The sequence below is a fragment of the Vogesella sp. XCS3 genome (assembly GCF_020616155.1).
Taxonomy (GTDB): Bacteria; Pseudomonadota; Gammaproteobacteria; order Burkholderiales; family Chromobacteriaceae; genus Vogesella.
The window spans coordinates 2,792,872-2,808,164 of sequence record NZ_CP085530.1 but is presented as its reverse complement, the minus strand read 5'-3'; the positions used below and the strand labels follow the sequence as shown (position 1 = coordinate 2,808,164).

The following is a 15,293-nucleotide window of genomic DNA, read 5'->3' as shown; positions in this document are numbered from 1 at the left end:
GCTTAGTCCGGGTTACCGATGCGGCCAACCGTCCACTTCTTCGGCATCAGCTTGCCTTTGCGGCCACGCTTGCCGTCGAACTCGGCCAGAGCCAGCTTCTCGTCGGCCACCTTGCCGCGTACCGACACCGTAGCCAGCAGCGCTTTGTCGCCCGCCACCAGACCTATGGCGGTGAGTGCTTCGCCGTCGTCCAGCGCCATCAGCATCAGGCCACGGCCCTTGGCCAGGTCTTTGAGCTCGCTGGCCGGGAAGGCCAGCAGGCGGCCACCGTCGCTGGCAGCCACCAGGCGCACGCCATCAAGGTTGGCCGCAGCCGGCACCGGCGCCAGCACGGTTTCGCCCGCGTCCAGCGTGAGGAAGGCCTTGCCGGCTTTGACGCGGCCGGCCATGTCGCTGATTTTGGCAACAAAGCCGTAACCGCCACTGCCGGCCACCACAAAGCGGGCGTCGTCGCGGCCGGAGATCATCTGCGCCGGTTTGGCGCCGTCCTGCAGCTCCACCAGCGATGCCACCGGCACGCCGTCGCCACGGCCGGTGGGCACGTCGGCCGGGTCCAGCGTATAGGCGCGGCCACGGCTATCGAGCACGATGAGCGACCACACGGTGCGCGTTTCCACTACCGTGTGCAGCGCGTCGCCGTCCTTGAACGCCAGCGCCGACAGGTCCACGTTGTGGCCCACGCGGGCGCGCACCCAGCCTTTTTGCGACAGGATGATGGTGACCGGCTCGTCGGCCACGGTTTGCGTCAGCACCGCACGCTCGGCAGCCTTGATCTCGCTGCGGCGGGCGTCGCCGTACTTGGCGGCGTCCTCGCGGATTTCCTCGGCCATCTTGCCGCGCAGGGCGGCTTCGCTGGACAGCAGGTGGCGCAGGTTGTCGCGCTCTTTGCGCAGCTCGCCCAGCTCTTTTTCCAGCTTGAAGCCTTCCAGCCGCGCCAACTGGCGCAGGCGGATTTCCAGAATATCTTCGGCTTGCGCCTCGGACAGGCCAAAGGCGCGCATCAGGTCTGGCTTGGGCTCGTCCGACTCGCGGATAACACGGATGACTTCATCGATGTGGATGAAGGCAATCATGCGGCCTTCCAGGATATGGATGCGCTTGTCTACCTGGCCCAGGCGGTGGTTCAGCCGGCGGGTAATGGTGTGCTGGCGGAAGGCCAGCCATTCGGCCAGGATGGCTTTCAGGCCTTTCTGCCCGGGGCGGCCGTCCATGCCTATCATCACCAGATTGAGCGAGGCGTTGCCTTCCAGGCTGGTTTGCGCCAGCAGGATGTTCATGAACTCGTCCGGGTCCTGGCGGCTGGACTTGGGTTCGAACACCAGGCGTACCGGCTGCTCGCTGTCGGACTCGTCGCGCACGCGGTCCAGCAGCGACAGCATCAGGCTCTTCAGGTTTTGCTGGTCTTGCGTCAGCGCCTTCTTGCCGGATTTCACCTTGGGGTTGGTGGCTTCTTCGATCTCGGCCAGCACTTTCTGCGCGCTGGAGCCAGGTGGCAGCTCGGACACGATCACGCGCCACTGGCCACGGGCCAGTTTTTCCACTTCCCATTTGGCACGCACGCGCACGCTGCCGCGGCCAACTTCGTAGGCGGCCAGGATGTCTTCGTACGGGGTGATGATCTGGCCGCCGCCGGGGAAGTCCGGGCCGGGCACGTGTTGCATCAGCTCGGCGGTGGTCAGGTCCGGGTTGGCCAGCAGCGCCAGCGAGGCGGCGGCCACTTCGGACAGGTTGTGCGGCGGGATCTCGGTAGCCATGCCCACAGCAATACCGGAGGCGCCATTGAGCAGTACCATGGGCAGGCGCGCCGGCAGCAGCGCCGGCTCGTCAAACGCGCCGTCGTAGTTGGGCACGAAATCCACGGTGCCCATATCGATTTCGGACAGCAGCAACTCGGCGATGGGGGTCAGGCGTGCTTCGGTGTAACGCATGGCGGCGGCGCCGTCGCCGTCGCGGCTACCAAAGTTGCCCTGGCCGTCGATCAGCGGGTAGCGCAGGGTAAAGTCCTGCGCCATGCGCACCAGCGCCTCGTAAGCGGAGCTGTCGCCGTGCGGGTGGTATTTACCCAGGATTTCACCCACCACGCGGGCAGATTTCACCGGCTTGGCGCCGTGGGTCAGGCCCATGTCGCGCATGGCGTACAGGATGCGGCGCTGTACCGGCTTCTGGCCGTCGGCCACTTCCGGCAGGGCGCGGCCCTTTACCACGCTCATGGCGTATTCCAGGTAGGCGCGTTCGGCGTACAGGTCCAGCGCCAGGCTGCCGTCGTCCTGATCGGGCAAGTTGGCCGCAACGGGCACGGGGGGCTGGGCGGGGGTACCGCTTTCAGCAAACAAATCGTTCTGGCTCATAGTGGGGTAGTACGCGCTACACAGAGCGTGCAGCGTGTTATGTTCGGATCACGAAGAGTGAAATTGCAAGGATTGTACTATGCCCAACCCGCTACAGTGGCAATGCCACGGTTTTACCGACTTTACCCCGCATGGCCTGTATCAGGTATTGCAACTGCGCGACCAGGTATTCGTGGTGGAACAGCAGTCCATCTACGGCGATATCGATGGTGTCGACCTGGACTGCTGGCACCTGTCGGCACGCGATGCCGGCGGCCGCCTGATGGCCTACGCCCGGCTGATCGAACCGGGTGTGAAATACCCCGACGCCGCCGCCATCGGCCGCGTGGTGATCCCGCCGTATGCGCGCGGCAGCGGCCTGGCCAAACCGCTGATGCAGCACGCTGTCAGCCACTGCGAGAAGCTGTTTCCCGGCCGCGCCATCATGTTGTCGGCACAGCAGGAAAAGCAGGGTTTTTACACCTTGTTCGGCTTTGAGCCGGTATCAGCACCCTACGACGACGGCGGCATCCTGCATGTCGACATGCGCCGCGGCTAGGCACGCCTGCGGCCAACACGACAAGGCCCGCCGCAATAGCGGCGGGCCTTGTCGTGTTGGCCGCCAGACTCAGCCGCGCGGTGGCAAGCCGTCGCCAAAAACATCCTGCCATGCCACGTAGACCGACACGAACATCACCGGCAGCCACAGCAACAGCCCCAGGCCAAAGGGCAGCAGCGCCAGAAACAGCAACACCGCCAGCATCACGCCGCACAACAGCACCGCTGGCCAGTTCAGCCAGCCACCGGCCAGGCTGCGCCGCATGGCCGCCAAGGGGTCACACCCACCCAGCACTACCGCTGCCGGGGCAAACCAGTACAGCAGCGAGGCAATGAACATCCCCGCGGCAAACAGCACCAGGCCGACGATCTGCTTGCCCAGCGGCATGGCCGTCAGCGCCTCGTTACCGGCCTTTCCCCCGGCCAGCGCCAGCAAAAGCAGCACCACCACCAGCATGGCCGCCACCAGCAGGCAACAATACGCCAGCCCCAGCCCTACCAGCTTGCGGGCATGGCTGCCAAACGCCGCAAACACGTCCAGCGGGCGCAGGGTTTCCCCCCGCGCCGCCCGCACGGCGGCCAGTACGAAGCTTCCGGCAAACACCGGCACCGTCACCATGCCCAACAGCTGGCCAAACTGCCCCAGGTTACCCAGCAGCGTTTGCAGCAGCAGGTAGCACACGGCAAACAGTACCCAGGTCAGCGGCTGCTCGCGCACCAGAAAAAATGCCTGCCTTATCCACTGCCAGCCCTGCGCGGCGGGCACCTTGCGTGGCCGGAGGGCGTGGGTTTGTCGCTGTTCCATCGTATTCCTTCTTTCCGCTATCGGTTAGGCGGCAGCTTGCTGCGCCGCTGGCTGCCCGCTTAAGTCGTTGAGCGCACAGCCTTATCTGTTTGAATCCGTGACACGCTGCACGCCCCGTGCCGCCACAAGGGCAGGGCAAAGCGCGGTGCGTAGTTTTATTACGCGTAAAAACAAAGGCCTGGCATTGCAGCGCGGTTGCCGCGGTGCGGCAAAATCGGCGATAATTTCATGATTTCGCAACGGTTAGGCCGTCGGCAAAAGCGATGGTGCAACCGTTGTTCCGGTTCCCTACAAGTTGAGGTTTTCCCCGAATGGTCACCCGAACCGAGCTAGCCAATGCCGTGCGTTTCCTGTCTATGGATGCCGTGGAAAAGGCCAAATCCGGTCACCCCGGCGCCCCGATGGGCATGGCAGACATCGCCGAAGTACTGTGGCGCGATCATCTGCAGCATAATCCCGCCAACCCGGCCTGGTCCAACCGCGACCGCTTCGTGCTCTCCAACGGGCACGGTTCCATGCTGCTGTACAGCCTGCTGCACCTCACCGGCTACGACCTCTCGATCGACGACCTGAAAAATTTCCGTCAGCTGCACAGCAAAACCCCGGGCCACCCGGAATACGGCTACGCACCTGGCGTGGAAACCACTACCGGCCCGCTGGGCCAGGGTATTACCAACGCGGTAGGCATGGCACTGGCTGAAAAAATCCTGGCTGCCGAATTCAACCGCGACGGCTTCCCGGTGGTCAACCACTACACCTACGCCTTCCTGGGCGACGGTTGCATGATGGAAGGCATCAGCCACGAAGCCTGCAGCCTGGCCGGCACCTGGGGCCTGTCCAAGCTGATCGCCTTCTACGACGACAACGGCATTTCCATCGACGGCGATGTGGAAGGCTGGTTCACCGACGACACCCCGGCACGCTTTGAAGCCTACGGCTGGCAAGTAATCCGCAACGTAGACGGCCACGACGCCGAAGAGTTGCAGATTGCCATCGATACCGCCAAGAAAGAAAGCACCCGCCCGACACTGATCTGCTGCAAGACCGTGATCGGTAAAGGCGCGCCCAACAAGCAAGGCGGCCACGATGTACACGGCGCGCCGCTGGGCGCTGCCGAAATCGCCGCGGCCCGCGCCAGCCTGCAGTGGGGCTACGAGCCTTTCGTGATCCCGCAAACCATCTACGACGCGTGGGACGCCAAAACCAAAGGCGCCGCCGCCGAGTCTGCCTGGGACGCGCTGTTTGCCGGCTACGCCGCTGCCTACCCAGAGTTGGCCGCAGAGTACACCCGCCGCATGGCAGGCGAACTGCCGGCCAACTGGGACGCCCACGTAGCCGCCAAGATCGCTGCCGTGAACGAAAAAGGCGAAACCATCGCCACCCGCAAGGCCTCGCAAAACGCCATTGCCGCGCTGGCCGAGGTATTGCCGGAACTGGTAGGCGGCTCCGCCGACCTGACCCCGTCCAACCTCACCAACTGGCCTAGCAGCACCCCGGTTTCACGTGAAACCGGCGGCAACTACGTGCACTACGGCGTACGCGAGTTCGGCATGGCCGCCATCATGAACGGTCTGACCCTGCACGGCGGCGTAAAACCGTTCGGCGCCACCTTCCTGATGTTCAGCGAATACGCCCGTAACGCCCTGCGCATGGCCGCGCTGATGAAGATCAACCCGGTATTCGTGTTCACCCACGACTCCATCGGTCTGGGCGAAGATGGCCCGACTCACCAGCCGGTAGAGCAGATCGCTACCCTGCGCCTGATCCCGAACATGGCCGTATGGCGCCCGTGCGACACCGTCGAGTCGCTGGTGGCCTGGGCCGAGGCACTGGCCGCCAAAGACCACCCGTCCTGCCTGATCTTCAGCCGCCAGAACCTGCCGTTCGTGGCACGTGACGCTGCGCAGATCGAAGGCATCAAGAAAGGTGGCTATGTACTGCGTGACGCCGCTGGCGCCCAGGCTGTGCTGATGGCTACCGGCTCCGAAGTGGAGCTGGCGCTGAAAGCCCAGGAAGCCCTGGCGGCAGAAGGCATCGCCGTACGCGTGGTTTCCGTACCGTGCACCCGCGCCTTCGACCAGCAAGACAAGGCCTACATCGCCAGCGTACTGCCGGCAGGCCTGCCGCGCGTGGCGATCGAAGCCGGCGTGACCGACGGCTGGCGCAAGTACGTGGGTCTGGAAGGCGAAGTGATCGGTATCGACCACTTTGGCGAATCCGCCCCGGCCGGCGTGCTGTTCAAGGAATTCGGCTTTACCGTGGAAAACGTGGTTGCCAAGACCAAGAGCGTGATCCGCGCATAACAAGCAGCCGCCCCCGTGCCAACGAGGGGCGGCTTTTTATTCGCCCGCAAGCCAGGGCACAGCCTGAAACGACAATGCGCCCGCACCCAGAACAGTACAAAAGTACGGCAGGGTGTCCGGCCCCGGCGGGTTCCACAGCCCGCCCACGCTAGCGTTGGCCGCAACAGGCTGCATCCGGCTTGCAGGGTTTTCATTTCTGGGAGAGAAAACCATGTCCATCCGCATCGCAATCAACGGCTACGGCCGTATCGGCCGTCAGGCCCTGCGTTCCATCTACGAATACAACCTGCGTGGCGATTTCGAGATCGTTGCCGTGAACGCCTCCGGCGACCTGGCCACCAACGCGCACCTGACCAAGTTCGATACCGTGCACGGCCGTTTTGCTGCCGATGTCAGCCACGATGAAGAAGCCCTGATCGTGAACGGCGACCGCATCCCGTTCTTCAGCACCCGCAACCCGGCCGAGCTGCCATGGGCCGCGCTGAACGTGGACCTGGTGCTGGAATGCACCGGCTCGTTCACCACCAAGGAAAAGTGCAAGCTGCACCTGGACGCCGGCGCCAAGAAGGTGCTGATCTCCGCCCCGGGTGGTGACGACGTGGACGCCACCATCGTGTACGGCGTGAACCACGACATCCTGACTGCCGACATGACCGTCGTGTCCAACGCGTCCTGCACCACCAACTGTCTGGCCCCGGTAGCCAAGGCACTGAACGACGCCATCGGCATCAAAAAAGGCCTGATGACCACCATCCACGCCTTCACCAACGACCAGGTGCTGACCGACGTGCGTCACAAAGACCTGCGCCGCGCCCGCTCCGCCACCGACAACATGATCCCCACCAAGACCGGCGCTGCCAAAGCGGTCGGCCTGGTGCTGCCGGAACTGAAAGGCAAGCTGGACGGCTTTGCGGTACGCGTACCGACCATCAACGTGTCGCTGGTTGACCTCACCTTTACCGCCATGCGCGACACCACCAAGGACGAAATCAACGAAATCGTCAAAAAGGCGTCCGAAGGCAGCATGAAGGGCACCCTGGGTTACAACACCCTGCCGCTGGTTTCCAGCGACTTTAACCACACCACCGAAGGCTCTTTCTTCGACGCCACCCTCACCAAGGTAACCGGCGGCAATATGGTGAAAGTGCTGGCCTGGTACGACAACGAGTGGGGCTTCTGCCAGCAGATGCTGAAAACCGCTCGTGCAATGTTCGCCGCCAAGTAAGCAAGCCCTGCGGCCAACCCCACAGGTTGGCCGCACGCTGCTTGCCGGGTAGCGCCACCGGCCACCGCCACACAGGCGAGTGGCATAATGGCGCCGATATCCAGGCGTGCAGGCCCGCTCCACCGGGCCTGGCAATACAACACAGCCCGGCGCCTAGCTGCCACCGGGCGGCCCTGCACACAAGCAAGCAGCCTGTTTCTTTACTTGTTTTCAAGAAGGCCACAACCATGCAATTCAAGAAACTGACCGACCTCGCCCTGGCAGGCCAACGCGTGCTGATCCGCGTGGACATGAACGTGCCGGTAAAAAACGGCGTGATCGGTGACGACACCCGTATCCGCGCCAGCCTGCCGTCCATCCTGCACTGCCTGCAAGCCGGCGCCAGCGTGATCCTGATGACCCACCTGGGCCGCCCCACCGAAGGCGAACCGAAGCCGGAAGACAGCCTGGCCCCGGTGGCCGCCCGCCTGTCCGAGCTGCTGGGCAAAACCGTCACCGTCACCGACACTTGGCAAGCCGGCCTGACCCTGGCCGCCGGTGATGTGGTGATGCTGGAAAACGTACGCCTGAACAAGGGCGAGAAAAAGAACAACGCCGAGCTGGGCCAGGCTTACGCCAGCCTGTGCGACGTGTTTGTTAACGACGCCTTCGGTACTGCCCACCGCGCCGAAGCCTCTACCCACGCCGTGGCGCAATACGCTCCGGTAGCCTGCGCCGGCATCCTGCTGGCTGCCGAGCTGGACGCGCTGGGCAAAGCCCTGCTGGCCCCGGCACGCCCGCTGGTGGCCATCGTGGCAGGCTCCAAGGTGTCTACCAAGCTCACCATTCTGGAAAGCCTGGCCGACAAGGTAGACCAGCTGATCGTAGGCGGCGGCATCGCCAACACCTTCCTGCTGGCTGAGGGCCACGCCATCGGCAAATCGCTGGCCGAAGCCGACCTGGTAGAAGACGCCAAACGCGTTATCGCCAAGATCCGCGCCCGTGGTGGCGACGTGCCACTGCCGAGCGATGTAGTCTGCGCCACCGAGTTTGCCGAAAGCGCCACGGCTACGCTGAAAACCGTGGCCGACGTGGCTGCCGACGACATGATCCTGGACATCGGCCCGGATTCTGCCCAGGCACTGGCCGCCATCGTGGCCAAGGCCGGCACCGTGGTATGGAACGGCCCGGTAGGCGTATTCGAGTTTGCCCAGTTTGCCGAAGGTACCCGCGTACTGGGCGAAGCCATCGCCAACGCGGAAGGCTTCTCCATCGCCGGCGGCGGTGACACGCTGGCCGCTATCGCCAAGTACGAGCTGACCGACAAGATCAGCTACATCTCCACCGGCGGCGGCGCGTTCCTGGAATTCCTGGAAGGCAAAACCCTGCCAGCCGTAGCCATCCTGGGCGAACGCGCCTGATGGTACTGCGGGGCATGATCATGATTGCCCCGCTGAAACTTGCCGGGTACAGGCCCAGCGCCTAGACTCGGCAAGCAAGACACAAGGAGGTGCCCATGGCGATGCAAACCTGGCTGTTGTTCGTGGTAACGGTGTTTTTCGTATCGGCCACGCCGGGCCCCAATATGCTGCTGGCGATGAGCCACGGTATCCGCTATGGCCTGGGTGGCGCGCTGCCCACGCTGGCGGGGCTGCTGGTGGCGCTGGCGCTGATCATGGCCGGCTCTGTGGCCGGGCTGGGTGCGGTACTGGCCACCTCCGAGCTGCTATTCTCTATCGTCAAGTACGCCGGTGCGGCGTATCTGGTGTGGCTGGGTTACCAGGCCTGGCGCGCGCCGGTGGCAGAGCAGGCAGAAACCAACGACGTCGTGGCGGCAGGAGAGAGCAGCCGCGGCCAACGTTTCCGTACCGGCTTTCTGGTATCCATGAGCAACCCGAAGGCTTTTGTATTTTTTACCGCGCTGTTTCCACAGTTCATGCGCGCCGACGTGCCGCAGCTACCGCAGCTGGTGGTGCTCTCTGCCACGTTTTTCGTGATTGAGGTGAGCTGGCAGCTGGTTTACGCCTTTGGCGGCGCACGCCTGAAACACTGGCTGACCAGCCCGCGCCGCCTGCGCCTGATGAACCGCTTTGCCGGCGGCTCGTTCATGGCAGCTGGCGTAGCGCTGAGCACGGTAAGCCGCGCGTAAAGCGCGCAAAACGGCCCCCTGCGGCCAACCTTTTCCGCAGCCTGCCACAAGCTGGCTGCACCACAATACTGGAGACTTTTACATGGCACTCGTTTCGATGCGTCAACTGCTGGACCACGCAGCAGAATTCAGCTACGGCCTGCCGGCCTTCAACGTGAACAACCTGGAACAGATGCGCGCCATCATGGAAGCCGCTGACAAGGTCAACGCCCCGGTGATCGTGCAAGCGTCGGCTGGTGCCCGCAAATACGCTGGTGCGCCGTTCCTGCGCCACCTGATCCTGGCCGCCGTGGAAGAGTTTCCGCATATCCCGGTGGTGATGCACCAGGACCACGGCACCAGCCCGGACGTGTGCCAGCGCTCCATCCAGCTGGGCTTCAGCTCGGTGATGATGGACGGCTCGCTGAAGTCCGACGGCAAGACCCCGGCCGACTACGCCTACAACGTAGACGTCACCCGCACCGTGGTGAACTTTGCCCACGCCTGCGGTGTATCGGTAGAAGGCGAGATCGGCTGCCTGGGTAGCCTGGAAACCGGCATGGCCGGCGAAGAAGACGGCGTAGGCGCAGAAGGCGTGCTGGACCACAGCCAGCTGCTGACCGACCCGGAAGAAGCCGCCCAGTTCGTGAAAGACACCGGCGTGGACGCACTGGCCATCGCCATCGGCACCAGCCACGGCGCCTACAAATTCACCAAGAAGCCTACCGGCGACGTGCTGCGTATCGACCGCATCAAGGAAATCCACGCGCGCATTCCTAACACCCACCTGGTGATGCACGGTTCGTCCAGCGTGCCGCAAGAGTGGCTGGCCATCATCAACGAGTTCGGCGGTGACCTGGGCGAGACCTACGGCGTGCCGGTAGAAGAAATCGTGGAAGGCATCAAGCACGGCGTGCGCAAGGTGAACATCGACACCGACCTGCGTCTGGCGTCTACCGGTGCCATCCGCCGCTTCATGGCGCAGAACCCGAAAGAGTTCGACCCGCGCAAATACCTGGCCGCCAGCACCGTGGCCATGCGTGACATCGTGATCGCCCGCTACGAAGCCTTTGGCGCGGCCGGCATGGCCAGCAAGATCAAGCCGGTAAGCCTGGACGCCATGGCCAACCTGTACATGAAAGGCCAGCTGGCCCAGATCGTGAAGTAATACATCGCGGCGGCCAGGCTTGGCCGCCTATGGTAAGGGGCTGTCTGCGGGCAGCCCTTTTTTATTAAGCGAGCGTGGAGAAATGTATGGCGCTAAGCGAGCTGTTCACCCCGCTGGAGTGGGTGTTTGTCATCATTCTGGGCCTGGTGCCACTGGCCGGCATCGTGCTGCATCTGTGGATCATGCTGCTGCGCCCGCCCAAAGACAGCGGTGATGGGCAAACGCAGGACACTAAACCACGCTAGCATGGTCTGAGTACCCGCGCTGGTATTGACCCACCCCCAACCCAAGGAGCCACACGATGGCAATGGACGTAATCGATTACGAAGTATTTGGCGACGACATGCAGTACGTAGAAGTGGAGCTGGACCCGGGCGAAGCGGCCGTGGGCGAAGCTGGCGCGCTGTACTACATGGAAGACGGCATCACCATGGATACCGTCTTCGGCGACGGCTCGGCCAGCCAGGGCGGGCTGTTCGGCAAGCTGCTAGGGGCAGGCAAACGCCTGGTGACTGGCGAGTCGCTATTTACTACCGTGTACTACAACCAGAGCCAGGTAAAACGCAAGGTCGCCTTTGCAGCCAGCTACCCTGGCAAGATCGTGCCGGTACACCTGCTGGAGCTGGGCGGCCTGCTGTACGCGCAGAAAGACAGCTTTCTGGCGGGCGCCAAGGGTGTGAGCCTAGGGCTGGCGCTGCAAAAGAAAATCGGTACCGGCCTGTTTGGTGGCGAAGGCTTCATCATGCAAAAGCTGGAAGGCGACGGCTACGTGTTCCTGCACGCTGGCGGCACGCTGACCTGCCGCCAGCTGCACGCGGGTGAAATCCTGCGCGTGGATACCGGCTGCGTGGTGGCGTATCAGCCCACGGTAGACTTTGATATCGAATACGTGGGCAAACTCAAGAGCGCACTGTTTGGCGGCGAAGGCGTGTTCTTTGCCCGCCTGACCGGCCCTGGCAAGGTATGGCTGCAGTCGCTGCCGCTGTCGCGCCTGGCCGACCGCATCGTGGCAGCCAGCCCGCGTGCGGGTGGCAGCAGCAGCGAGCAGGGCTCCATTCTGGGCAGCATCGGCAATATCCTGGACGGCAAGGACTGAGCCATCTACCGCCATGCGGCCAACGTTGGCCGCAAGCAAACAAAAACCCCCGCTACGCAGCGGGGGTTTTGCATGGCGCGGGGGCAAGCTTACTTGCCGGCGCTGCCCTGTTTCAGGCGGCGGGCGCTCACGGCATTGGCCAGCGTTTCCAGCAGCTTTTCCGTGTCGTTCCAGCTGATGCAGGCGTCGGTAATGCTCTGGCCGTAGGTCAGCTCGCAGCCCGGTTTCAGGTCCTGGCGGCCTTCTACCAGGTGGCTTTCCACCATCACGCCAAAGATATGGGTGTCGCCGGCGGCCATTTGCTGCGCCACGTCGTCGCACACTTCCATCTGGCGGCGGTAGTCCTTGCGGCTGTTGGCATGGCTGAAGTCCACCATCAGTTTTTGCGACAAGCCCACGGCAGCCAGCTCGGCGGCAGCAGCTTGTACAAAGCGCGCTTCGTAGTTCGGCTCTTTGCCACCGCGCAGGATCACGTGGCAATCCGGGTTGCCGCCGGTTTCCACGATAGCGGAATGGCCGGTTTTGGTCACCGACAGGAAATGGTGCGACACGCTGGCAGAGCGGATGGCATCCACCGCGATCTTGAGGTTACCGTCGGTACCGTTCTTGAAGCCTACCGGGCAAGACAAGCCGGAAGCCAGCTCGCGGTGCACTTGCGACTCTGTAGTCCGCGCGCCGATGGCGCCCCAGCTGATCAGGTCGGCCAGGTATTGCGGGGTGATCATGTCCAGGAATTCGGTCGCAGCCGGCATGCCCATGCTGTTCAGGTTCAGCAGCAGGCGGCGGCCCATGCGCAGGCCGGTGTTGATATCGAAGGTTTCGTTCAGGTGCGGGTCGTTGATCAGACCCTTCCAGCCCACGGTGGTACGCGGTTTTTCGAAATACACACGCATTACCACCAGCAGCTCGCCAGCGTATTTTTCGCGTAGCGGCAGCAGGCGGCGGGCGTACTCTTCGGCGGCTTCCGGGTCGTGAATGGAACAGGGGCCGATCACCACCAGCAGGCGGTCGTCCTCCGAGCGCAGCAGGCGCGCGATATCACGGCGGGTATGGTAAATGAGCTCGGCGGCCGATTCGTTGATCGGCAGCTCGTACAGGTGGGCGATCGGGGGAAGCAGTTCCTTGATGCCGCGGATTCTGACGTCGTCGGTCTGGCGATGCATTGCTTTGTCCTTGCACTTTATCTGTTTGTTTGCACAGCAACATTAACCTGACTCACCCCGCCTGCCAAGCCTTGTGTGCAAAAACAAAAGGCACCCCGCAGGGTGCCTTGTGGTGTAGCAAGCCGGCCAGGATCAGTCGGCGTACTGGCGCTTCATACGCTCGCGGCGCTCCTGGGCTTCCACGGACAGCGAAGCGGTAGGGCGGGCCAGCAGGCGTTTCAGGCCGATAGGTTCACCCGTGTCTTCGCAGTAGCCGTAGCTACCATCTTCGATCAGACGAAGGGTGGACTGGATTTTTTGCAGCAGTTTGCGCTCACGGTCTCGGGTACGCAGCTCCAGGGCGTACTCTTCTTCCAGTGTGGCGCGGTCAGCCGGGTCCGGTGTGGCCTCCTGCTCTTGCAGGTGGCTGGCGGTGGCAGTGGCGTTGCTCAGCAGCTCCTGCTGCATCTGCAACAAGCGCTCCTTGAAGAACTCAAGGTGGTCGGCGTTCATGTAGTCGTCGCCGGACCAGTTGATGATGTCTTGTTCAGTCAGCTTGGCCATGATGATGTGTTCCAGCAAGGTAGTGTGGCAGACAGGCGTGAGAGATTACCGACGGCATACGGAAAGTGCAACAGCCACAGCGGCACAAAGCGAGATTTATGTTTGTATATAGTGCCCGCCGACACAGATAACAAGCAGCAAAGCCGCAATGACCACGGTATTCGATGAAAAAACAAAAAAGCGGCCCGCAGGCCGCCTGTGTGGCATCCGGCGCATTACTTCAGCGACAGTACCCATTTCACCAGCGTTTTCACGTCGGCATCGCTCACTTGGGCGTTAGGAGGCATTGGCACCGCACCCCATACACCAGCCCCACCGGCTTTCACTTTGGCAACCAGTTTGGCTTCGGCGCCTTTGTCGCCAGCGTATTTTTTAGCAACGTCTTTGTAAGCCGGGCCAACTACCTTTTTGTCAACGGCATGACAGGCGGTGCAGTTGTTCTTTTGTGCCAGCTGCAGGTTGGCAAAAGCCGGGGCAGCAAAGGCGCTGATGGCCAGCGCGGCAAACAGCATTTTTTTCATTGAAGCATCTCCACAGGGTTGAAGCCGCATTCTGGGCGGCAAGCAGGGTAGTTAATACTGGCTCTTTTAAACGGCCATCTTGAGTTGCATCAAGAATAGCTGCTCCAGCACGCGTAGTGGCAGCATCTGTATCACCTGGATGATCAGGATGACGATCAGCGGCGACAAGTCCACACCGCCTACGTTGGCCGCACGGAACGGCTTGAGGTAAGGGCGGGTCAGCGCGTCCAGAATCGGCGTAATGGCGTTATAAGGGCTTACCCAGCTCAGGATAGCCTGCACAATCACCGCACCTGCCAGCAGGTTCAGCGACTGGCGGAACAACTCCAGCAAGGACAGCAGGCACAGACCCAGCCAGGTTTGCGGGTGGGCAAAGTCGTACGGCAGCAGGTTGGTGGCCAGCACCAGCGTGCTTACCACCAGCGTCACCAGAAAGGCAGCCAGCAAGGAGGCACTATCGTAACCGTGCCATGCCGGCACCAGGCGGCGCAGGCGCAAGACCGCAAAGTTGGTCATGGCCATCACGAACTGGGTGAGCGGGTGCTTGTGTGGCGCCCGTGCCAGTTGCAGGTAAAAACGCATCAACAACACCAGCGAGAACAACCCGCCTACGGTTTGCAGCAAAAATTGCAGGGTCTGCAGCAGCATGCCTAGTCCTTGGAAAGTTCAATACCCAGCGCCACCGAACGGGCGCGGCAGTCTTCCATGCCCGCCACAATGGCGGTTTTCACGCCGTCGGCTTCAAAACGGAAGATGGCCCGCTCGGTCGTACCGCCTTTGCTCATCACATTCTGGCGCAATGTGGCCACCGGCAGCGGGCTCTGGCGCGCCAGCTCTACCGCGCCATCGAAGGTAGCCAATACCAGCCGGCGCGCCTCGTCTTCGGCGAAGCCGGCCTGTACTGCACCTTCGATCATACTTTCGATGAAGTAAAACACGTAAGCCGGGCCACTGCCCGACACGCTGGTGATGTCGTCGATACCACTCTCGGTAGTCAGCCAGGTGGTGATGCCTACTGCAGCCATGATGGCGGTGGCGTTGTCACGGTCGGCCTGTGCCACATTGGCCGCAGCGAACAAGCCGGATACGCCCTTGCCCACCATGGCCGGGGTGTTCGGCATCACGCGGATAATGCGCTCGCTGCCCAGCCAGCCTGCCATGGCGCCAATGCCGATACCGGCCGCGATGGAAATCACCAAGGCACCGCCCAGCGCCGGTGCCAGCTGCAGACACACTTCGCGCAATACCTGCGGTTTTACCGCCAGAACGATGATGTCTTCCGGGCCAAACGCTGCAGGCAGGGCGGGCAGGGCAACCACACCAAAATCAGCCGCCAGCTGTGCGCGCTTTTCGCTACCGGGCTCAACGACCTGAATCTGGTGCGCGCCGCCTGCCAGGCCACCAATGATGGCGGTAGCCATATTGCCGCCGCCGATGAAGGTTATGTTCATGCTTCTCTCTTTGTAGATTGTATACA

Annotated in this window: 15 protein-coding genes; 8 read left to right on the top strand and 7 right to left on the bottom strand. The window is 62.7% G+C overall.

Going from position 1 to position 15,293, the window contains the following annotated elements:
• Window positions 1-2 precede the first annotated feature (2 nt).
• Window positions 3-2,297 carry a DNA topoisomerase IV subunit A gene (parC, locus tag LCH97_RS13445; RefSeq protein ID WP_370630735.1) on the bottom strand — a complete coding sequence of 765 codons (2,295 nt, stop codon included), beginning with the start codon at window positions 2,295-2,297 and terminating at the stop codon, window positions 3-5.
• A 130-nt stretch (window positions 2,298-2,427) separates the two neighbouring features.
• On the opposite strand from parC, the gene LCH97_RS13440 reads away from it, so the two are divergent.
• Window positions 2,428-2,886, top strand: coding sequence for a GNAT family N-acetyltransferase (locus LCH97_RS13440; protein ID WP_227302133.1), 459 nt, complete (start codon window positions 2,428-2,430; stop codon window positions 2,884-2,886).
• A gap of 69 nt (window positions 2,887-2,955) precedes the next feature.
• On the opposite strand, the gene LCH97_RS13435 is transcribed toward LCH97_RS13440, so the two are convergent.
• The gene (locus LCH97_RS13435) at window positions 2,956-3,690 is read right to left on the bottom strand and encodes a BPSS1780 family membrane protein (protein ID WP_227302132.1); all 735 of its coding nucleotides are present in this window, start codon (window positions 3,688-3,690) and stop codon (window positions 2,956-2,958) included.
• A 311-nt stretch (window positions 3,691-4,001) separates the two neighbouring features.
• On the opposite strand from LCH97_RS13435, the gene tkt reads away from it, so the two are divergent.
• The 7 genes from tkt (at window position 4,002) to LCH97_RS13400 (ending at window position 11,589) form a co-directional block, all read left to right on the top strand.
• Complete coding sequence (tkt, locus tag LCH97_RS13430; protein WP_227302131.1) at window positions 4,002-5,993, top strand: transketolase; 1,992 nt, start codon at window positions 4,002-4,004, stop codon at window positions 5,991-5,993.
• Window positions 5,994-6,204: 211 nt separating this feature from the next.
• Window positions 6,205-7,218: a type I glyceraldehyde-3-phosphate dehydrogenase gene (gap, locus tag LCH97_RS13425; protein WP_147686332.1), complete on the top strand. Its 1,014-nt coding sequence runs from the start codon at window positions 6,205-6,207 to the stop codon at window positions 7,216-7,218.
• A 227-nt stretch (window positions 7,219-7,445) separates the two neighbouring features.
• Entirely contained in the window at window positions 7,446-8,618 is a 1,173-nt protein-coding gene (locus LCH97_RS13420) for a phosphoglycerate kinase (protein WP_227302130.1), read from the top strand.
• Between the two features lie 95 nt (window positions 8,619-8,713).
• Window positions 8,714-9,346 carry a LysE family translocator gene (locus LCH97_RS13415; protein WP_227302129.1) on the top strand — a complete coding sequence of 211 codons (633 nt, stop codon included), beginning with the start codon at window positions 8,714-8,716 and terminating at the stop codon, window positions 9,344-9,346.
• A gap of 82 nt (window positions 9,347-9,428) precedes the next feature.
• Window positions 9,429-10,493: a class II fructose-bisphosphate aldolase gene (fba, locus tag LCH97_RS13410; RefSeq protein WP_026107765.1), complete on the top strand. Its 1,065-nt coding sequence runs from the start codon at window positions 9,429-9,431 to the stop codon at window positions 10,491-10,493.
• 86 nt (window positions 10,494-10,579) lie between these two features.
• A complete protein-coding gene (locus LCH97_RS13405) occupies window positions 10,580-10,738 on the top strand; it encodes a hypothetical protein (protein ID WP_170253684.1) in 159 nt (52 codons plus the stop codon).
• Between the two features lie 56 nt (window positions 10,739-10,794).
• A complete protein-coding gene (locus LCH97_RS13400; RefSeq protein WP_227302128.1) occupies window positions 10,795-11,589 on the top strand; it encodes a TIGR00266 family protein in 795 nt (264 codons plus the stop codon).
• Between the two features lie 89 nt (window positions 11,590-11,678).
• Here the strand turns inward: LCH97_RS13400 and aroG are convergent, their stop codons facing one another.
• The 5 genes from aroG to proC form a co-directional block, all read right to left on the bottom strand.
• Window positions 11,679-12,752 (bottom strand): 3-deoxy-7-phosphoheptulonate synthase AroG, encoded by a 1,074-nt coding sequence (aroG, locus tag LCH97_RS13395; protein ID WP_017507804.1) that lies wholly within the window; start codon window positions 12,750-12,752, stop codon window positions 11,679-11,681.
• A gap of 132 nt (window positions 12,753-12,884) precedes the next feature.
• Entirely contained in the window at window positions 12,885-13,295 is a 411-nt protein-coding gene (dksA, locus tag LCH97_RS13390; protein ID WP_026107763.1) for an RNA polymerase-binding protein DksA, read from the bottom strand.
• A 215-nt stretch (window positions 13,296-13,510) separates the two neighbouring features.
• Entirely contained in the window at window positions 13,511-13,816 is a 306-nt protein-coding gene (locus tag LCH97_RS13385) for a c-type cytochrome (protein ID WP_227302127.1), read from the bottom strand.
• A gap of 66 nt (window positions 13,817-13,882) precedes the next feature.
• Window positions 13,883-14,464, bottom strand: a complete 582-nt coding sequence (locus LCH97_RS13380) for a YggT family protein (protein ID WP_227302126.1) — start codon at window positions 14,462-14,464, stop codon at window positions 13,883-13,885.
• A gap of 2 nt (window positions 14,465-14,466) precedes the next feature.
• Window positions 14,467-15,267, bottom strand: coding sequence for a pyrroline-5-carboxylate reductase (gene proC / locus LCH97_RS13375; RefSeq protein ID WP_227302125.1), 801 nt, complete (start codon window positions 15,265-15,267; stop codon window positions 14,467-14,469).
• Window positions 15,268-15,293: the final 26 nt, after the last annotated feature.

Excerpts from the sequence above, each read along its gene's own strand:
- tkt (WP_227302131.1), top strand. The coding sequence starts at position 4,002 with ATGGTCACCCGAACCGAGCTAGCCAATGCCGTGCGTTTCCTGTCTATG.
- LCH97_RS13420 (WP_227302130.1), top strand. The coding sequence starts at position 7,446 with ATGCAATTCAAGAAACTGACCGACCTCGCCCTGGCAGGCCAACGCGTG.
- gap (WP_147686332.1), top strand. The coding sequence starts at position 6,205 with ATGTCCATCCGCATCGCAATCAACGGCTACGGCCGTATCGGCCGTCAG.
- aroG (WP_017507804.1), bottom strand. The coding sequence starts at position 12,752 with ATGCATCGCCAGACCGACGACGTCAGAATCCGCGGCATCAAGGAACTG.
- LCH97_RS13440 (WP_227302133.1), top strand. The coding sequence starts at position 2,428 with ATGCCCAACCCGCTACAGTGGCAATGCCACGGTTTTACCGACTTTACC.
- LCH97_RS13435 (WP_227302132.1), bottom strand. The coding sequence starts at position 3,690 with ATGGAACAGCGACAAACCCACGCCCTCCGGCCACGCAAGGTGCCCGCC.
- LCH97_RS13400 (WP_227302128.1), top strand. The coding sequence starts at position 10,795 with ATGGCAATGGACGTAATCGATTACGAAGTATTTGGCGACGACATGCAG.
- LCH97_RS13385 (WP_227302127.1), bottom strand. The coding sequence starts at position 13,816 with ATGAAAAAAATGCTGTTTGCCGCGCTGGCCATCAGCGCCTTTGCTGCC.
- dksA (WP_026107763.1), bottom strand. The coding sequence starts at position 13,295 with ATGGCCAAGCTGACTGAACAAGACATCATCAACTGGTCCGGCGACGAC.
- LCH97_RS13380 (WP_227302126.1), bottom strand. The coding sequence starts at position 14,464 with ATGCTGCTGCAGACCCTGCAATTTTTGCTGCAAACCGTAGGCGGGTTG.
- fba (WP_026107765.1), top strand. The coding sequence starts at position 9,429 with ATGGCACTCGTTTCGATGCGTCAACTGCTGGACCACGCAGCAGAATTC.
- LCH97_RS13415 (WP_227302129.1), top strand. The coding sequence starts at position 8,714 with ATGGCGATGCAAACCTGGCTGTTGTTCGTGGTAACGGTGTTTTTCGTA.
- proC (WP_227302125.1), bottom strand. The coding sequence starts at position 15,267 with ATGAACATAACCTTCATCGGCGGCGGCAATATGGCTACCGCCATCATT.
- LCH97_RS13405 (WP_170253684.1), top strand. The coding sequence starts at position 10,580 with ATGGCGCTAAGCGAGCTGTTCACCCCGCTGGAGTGGGTGTTTGTCATC.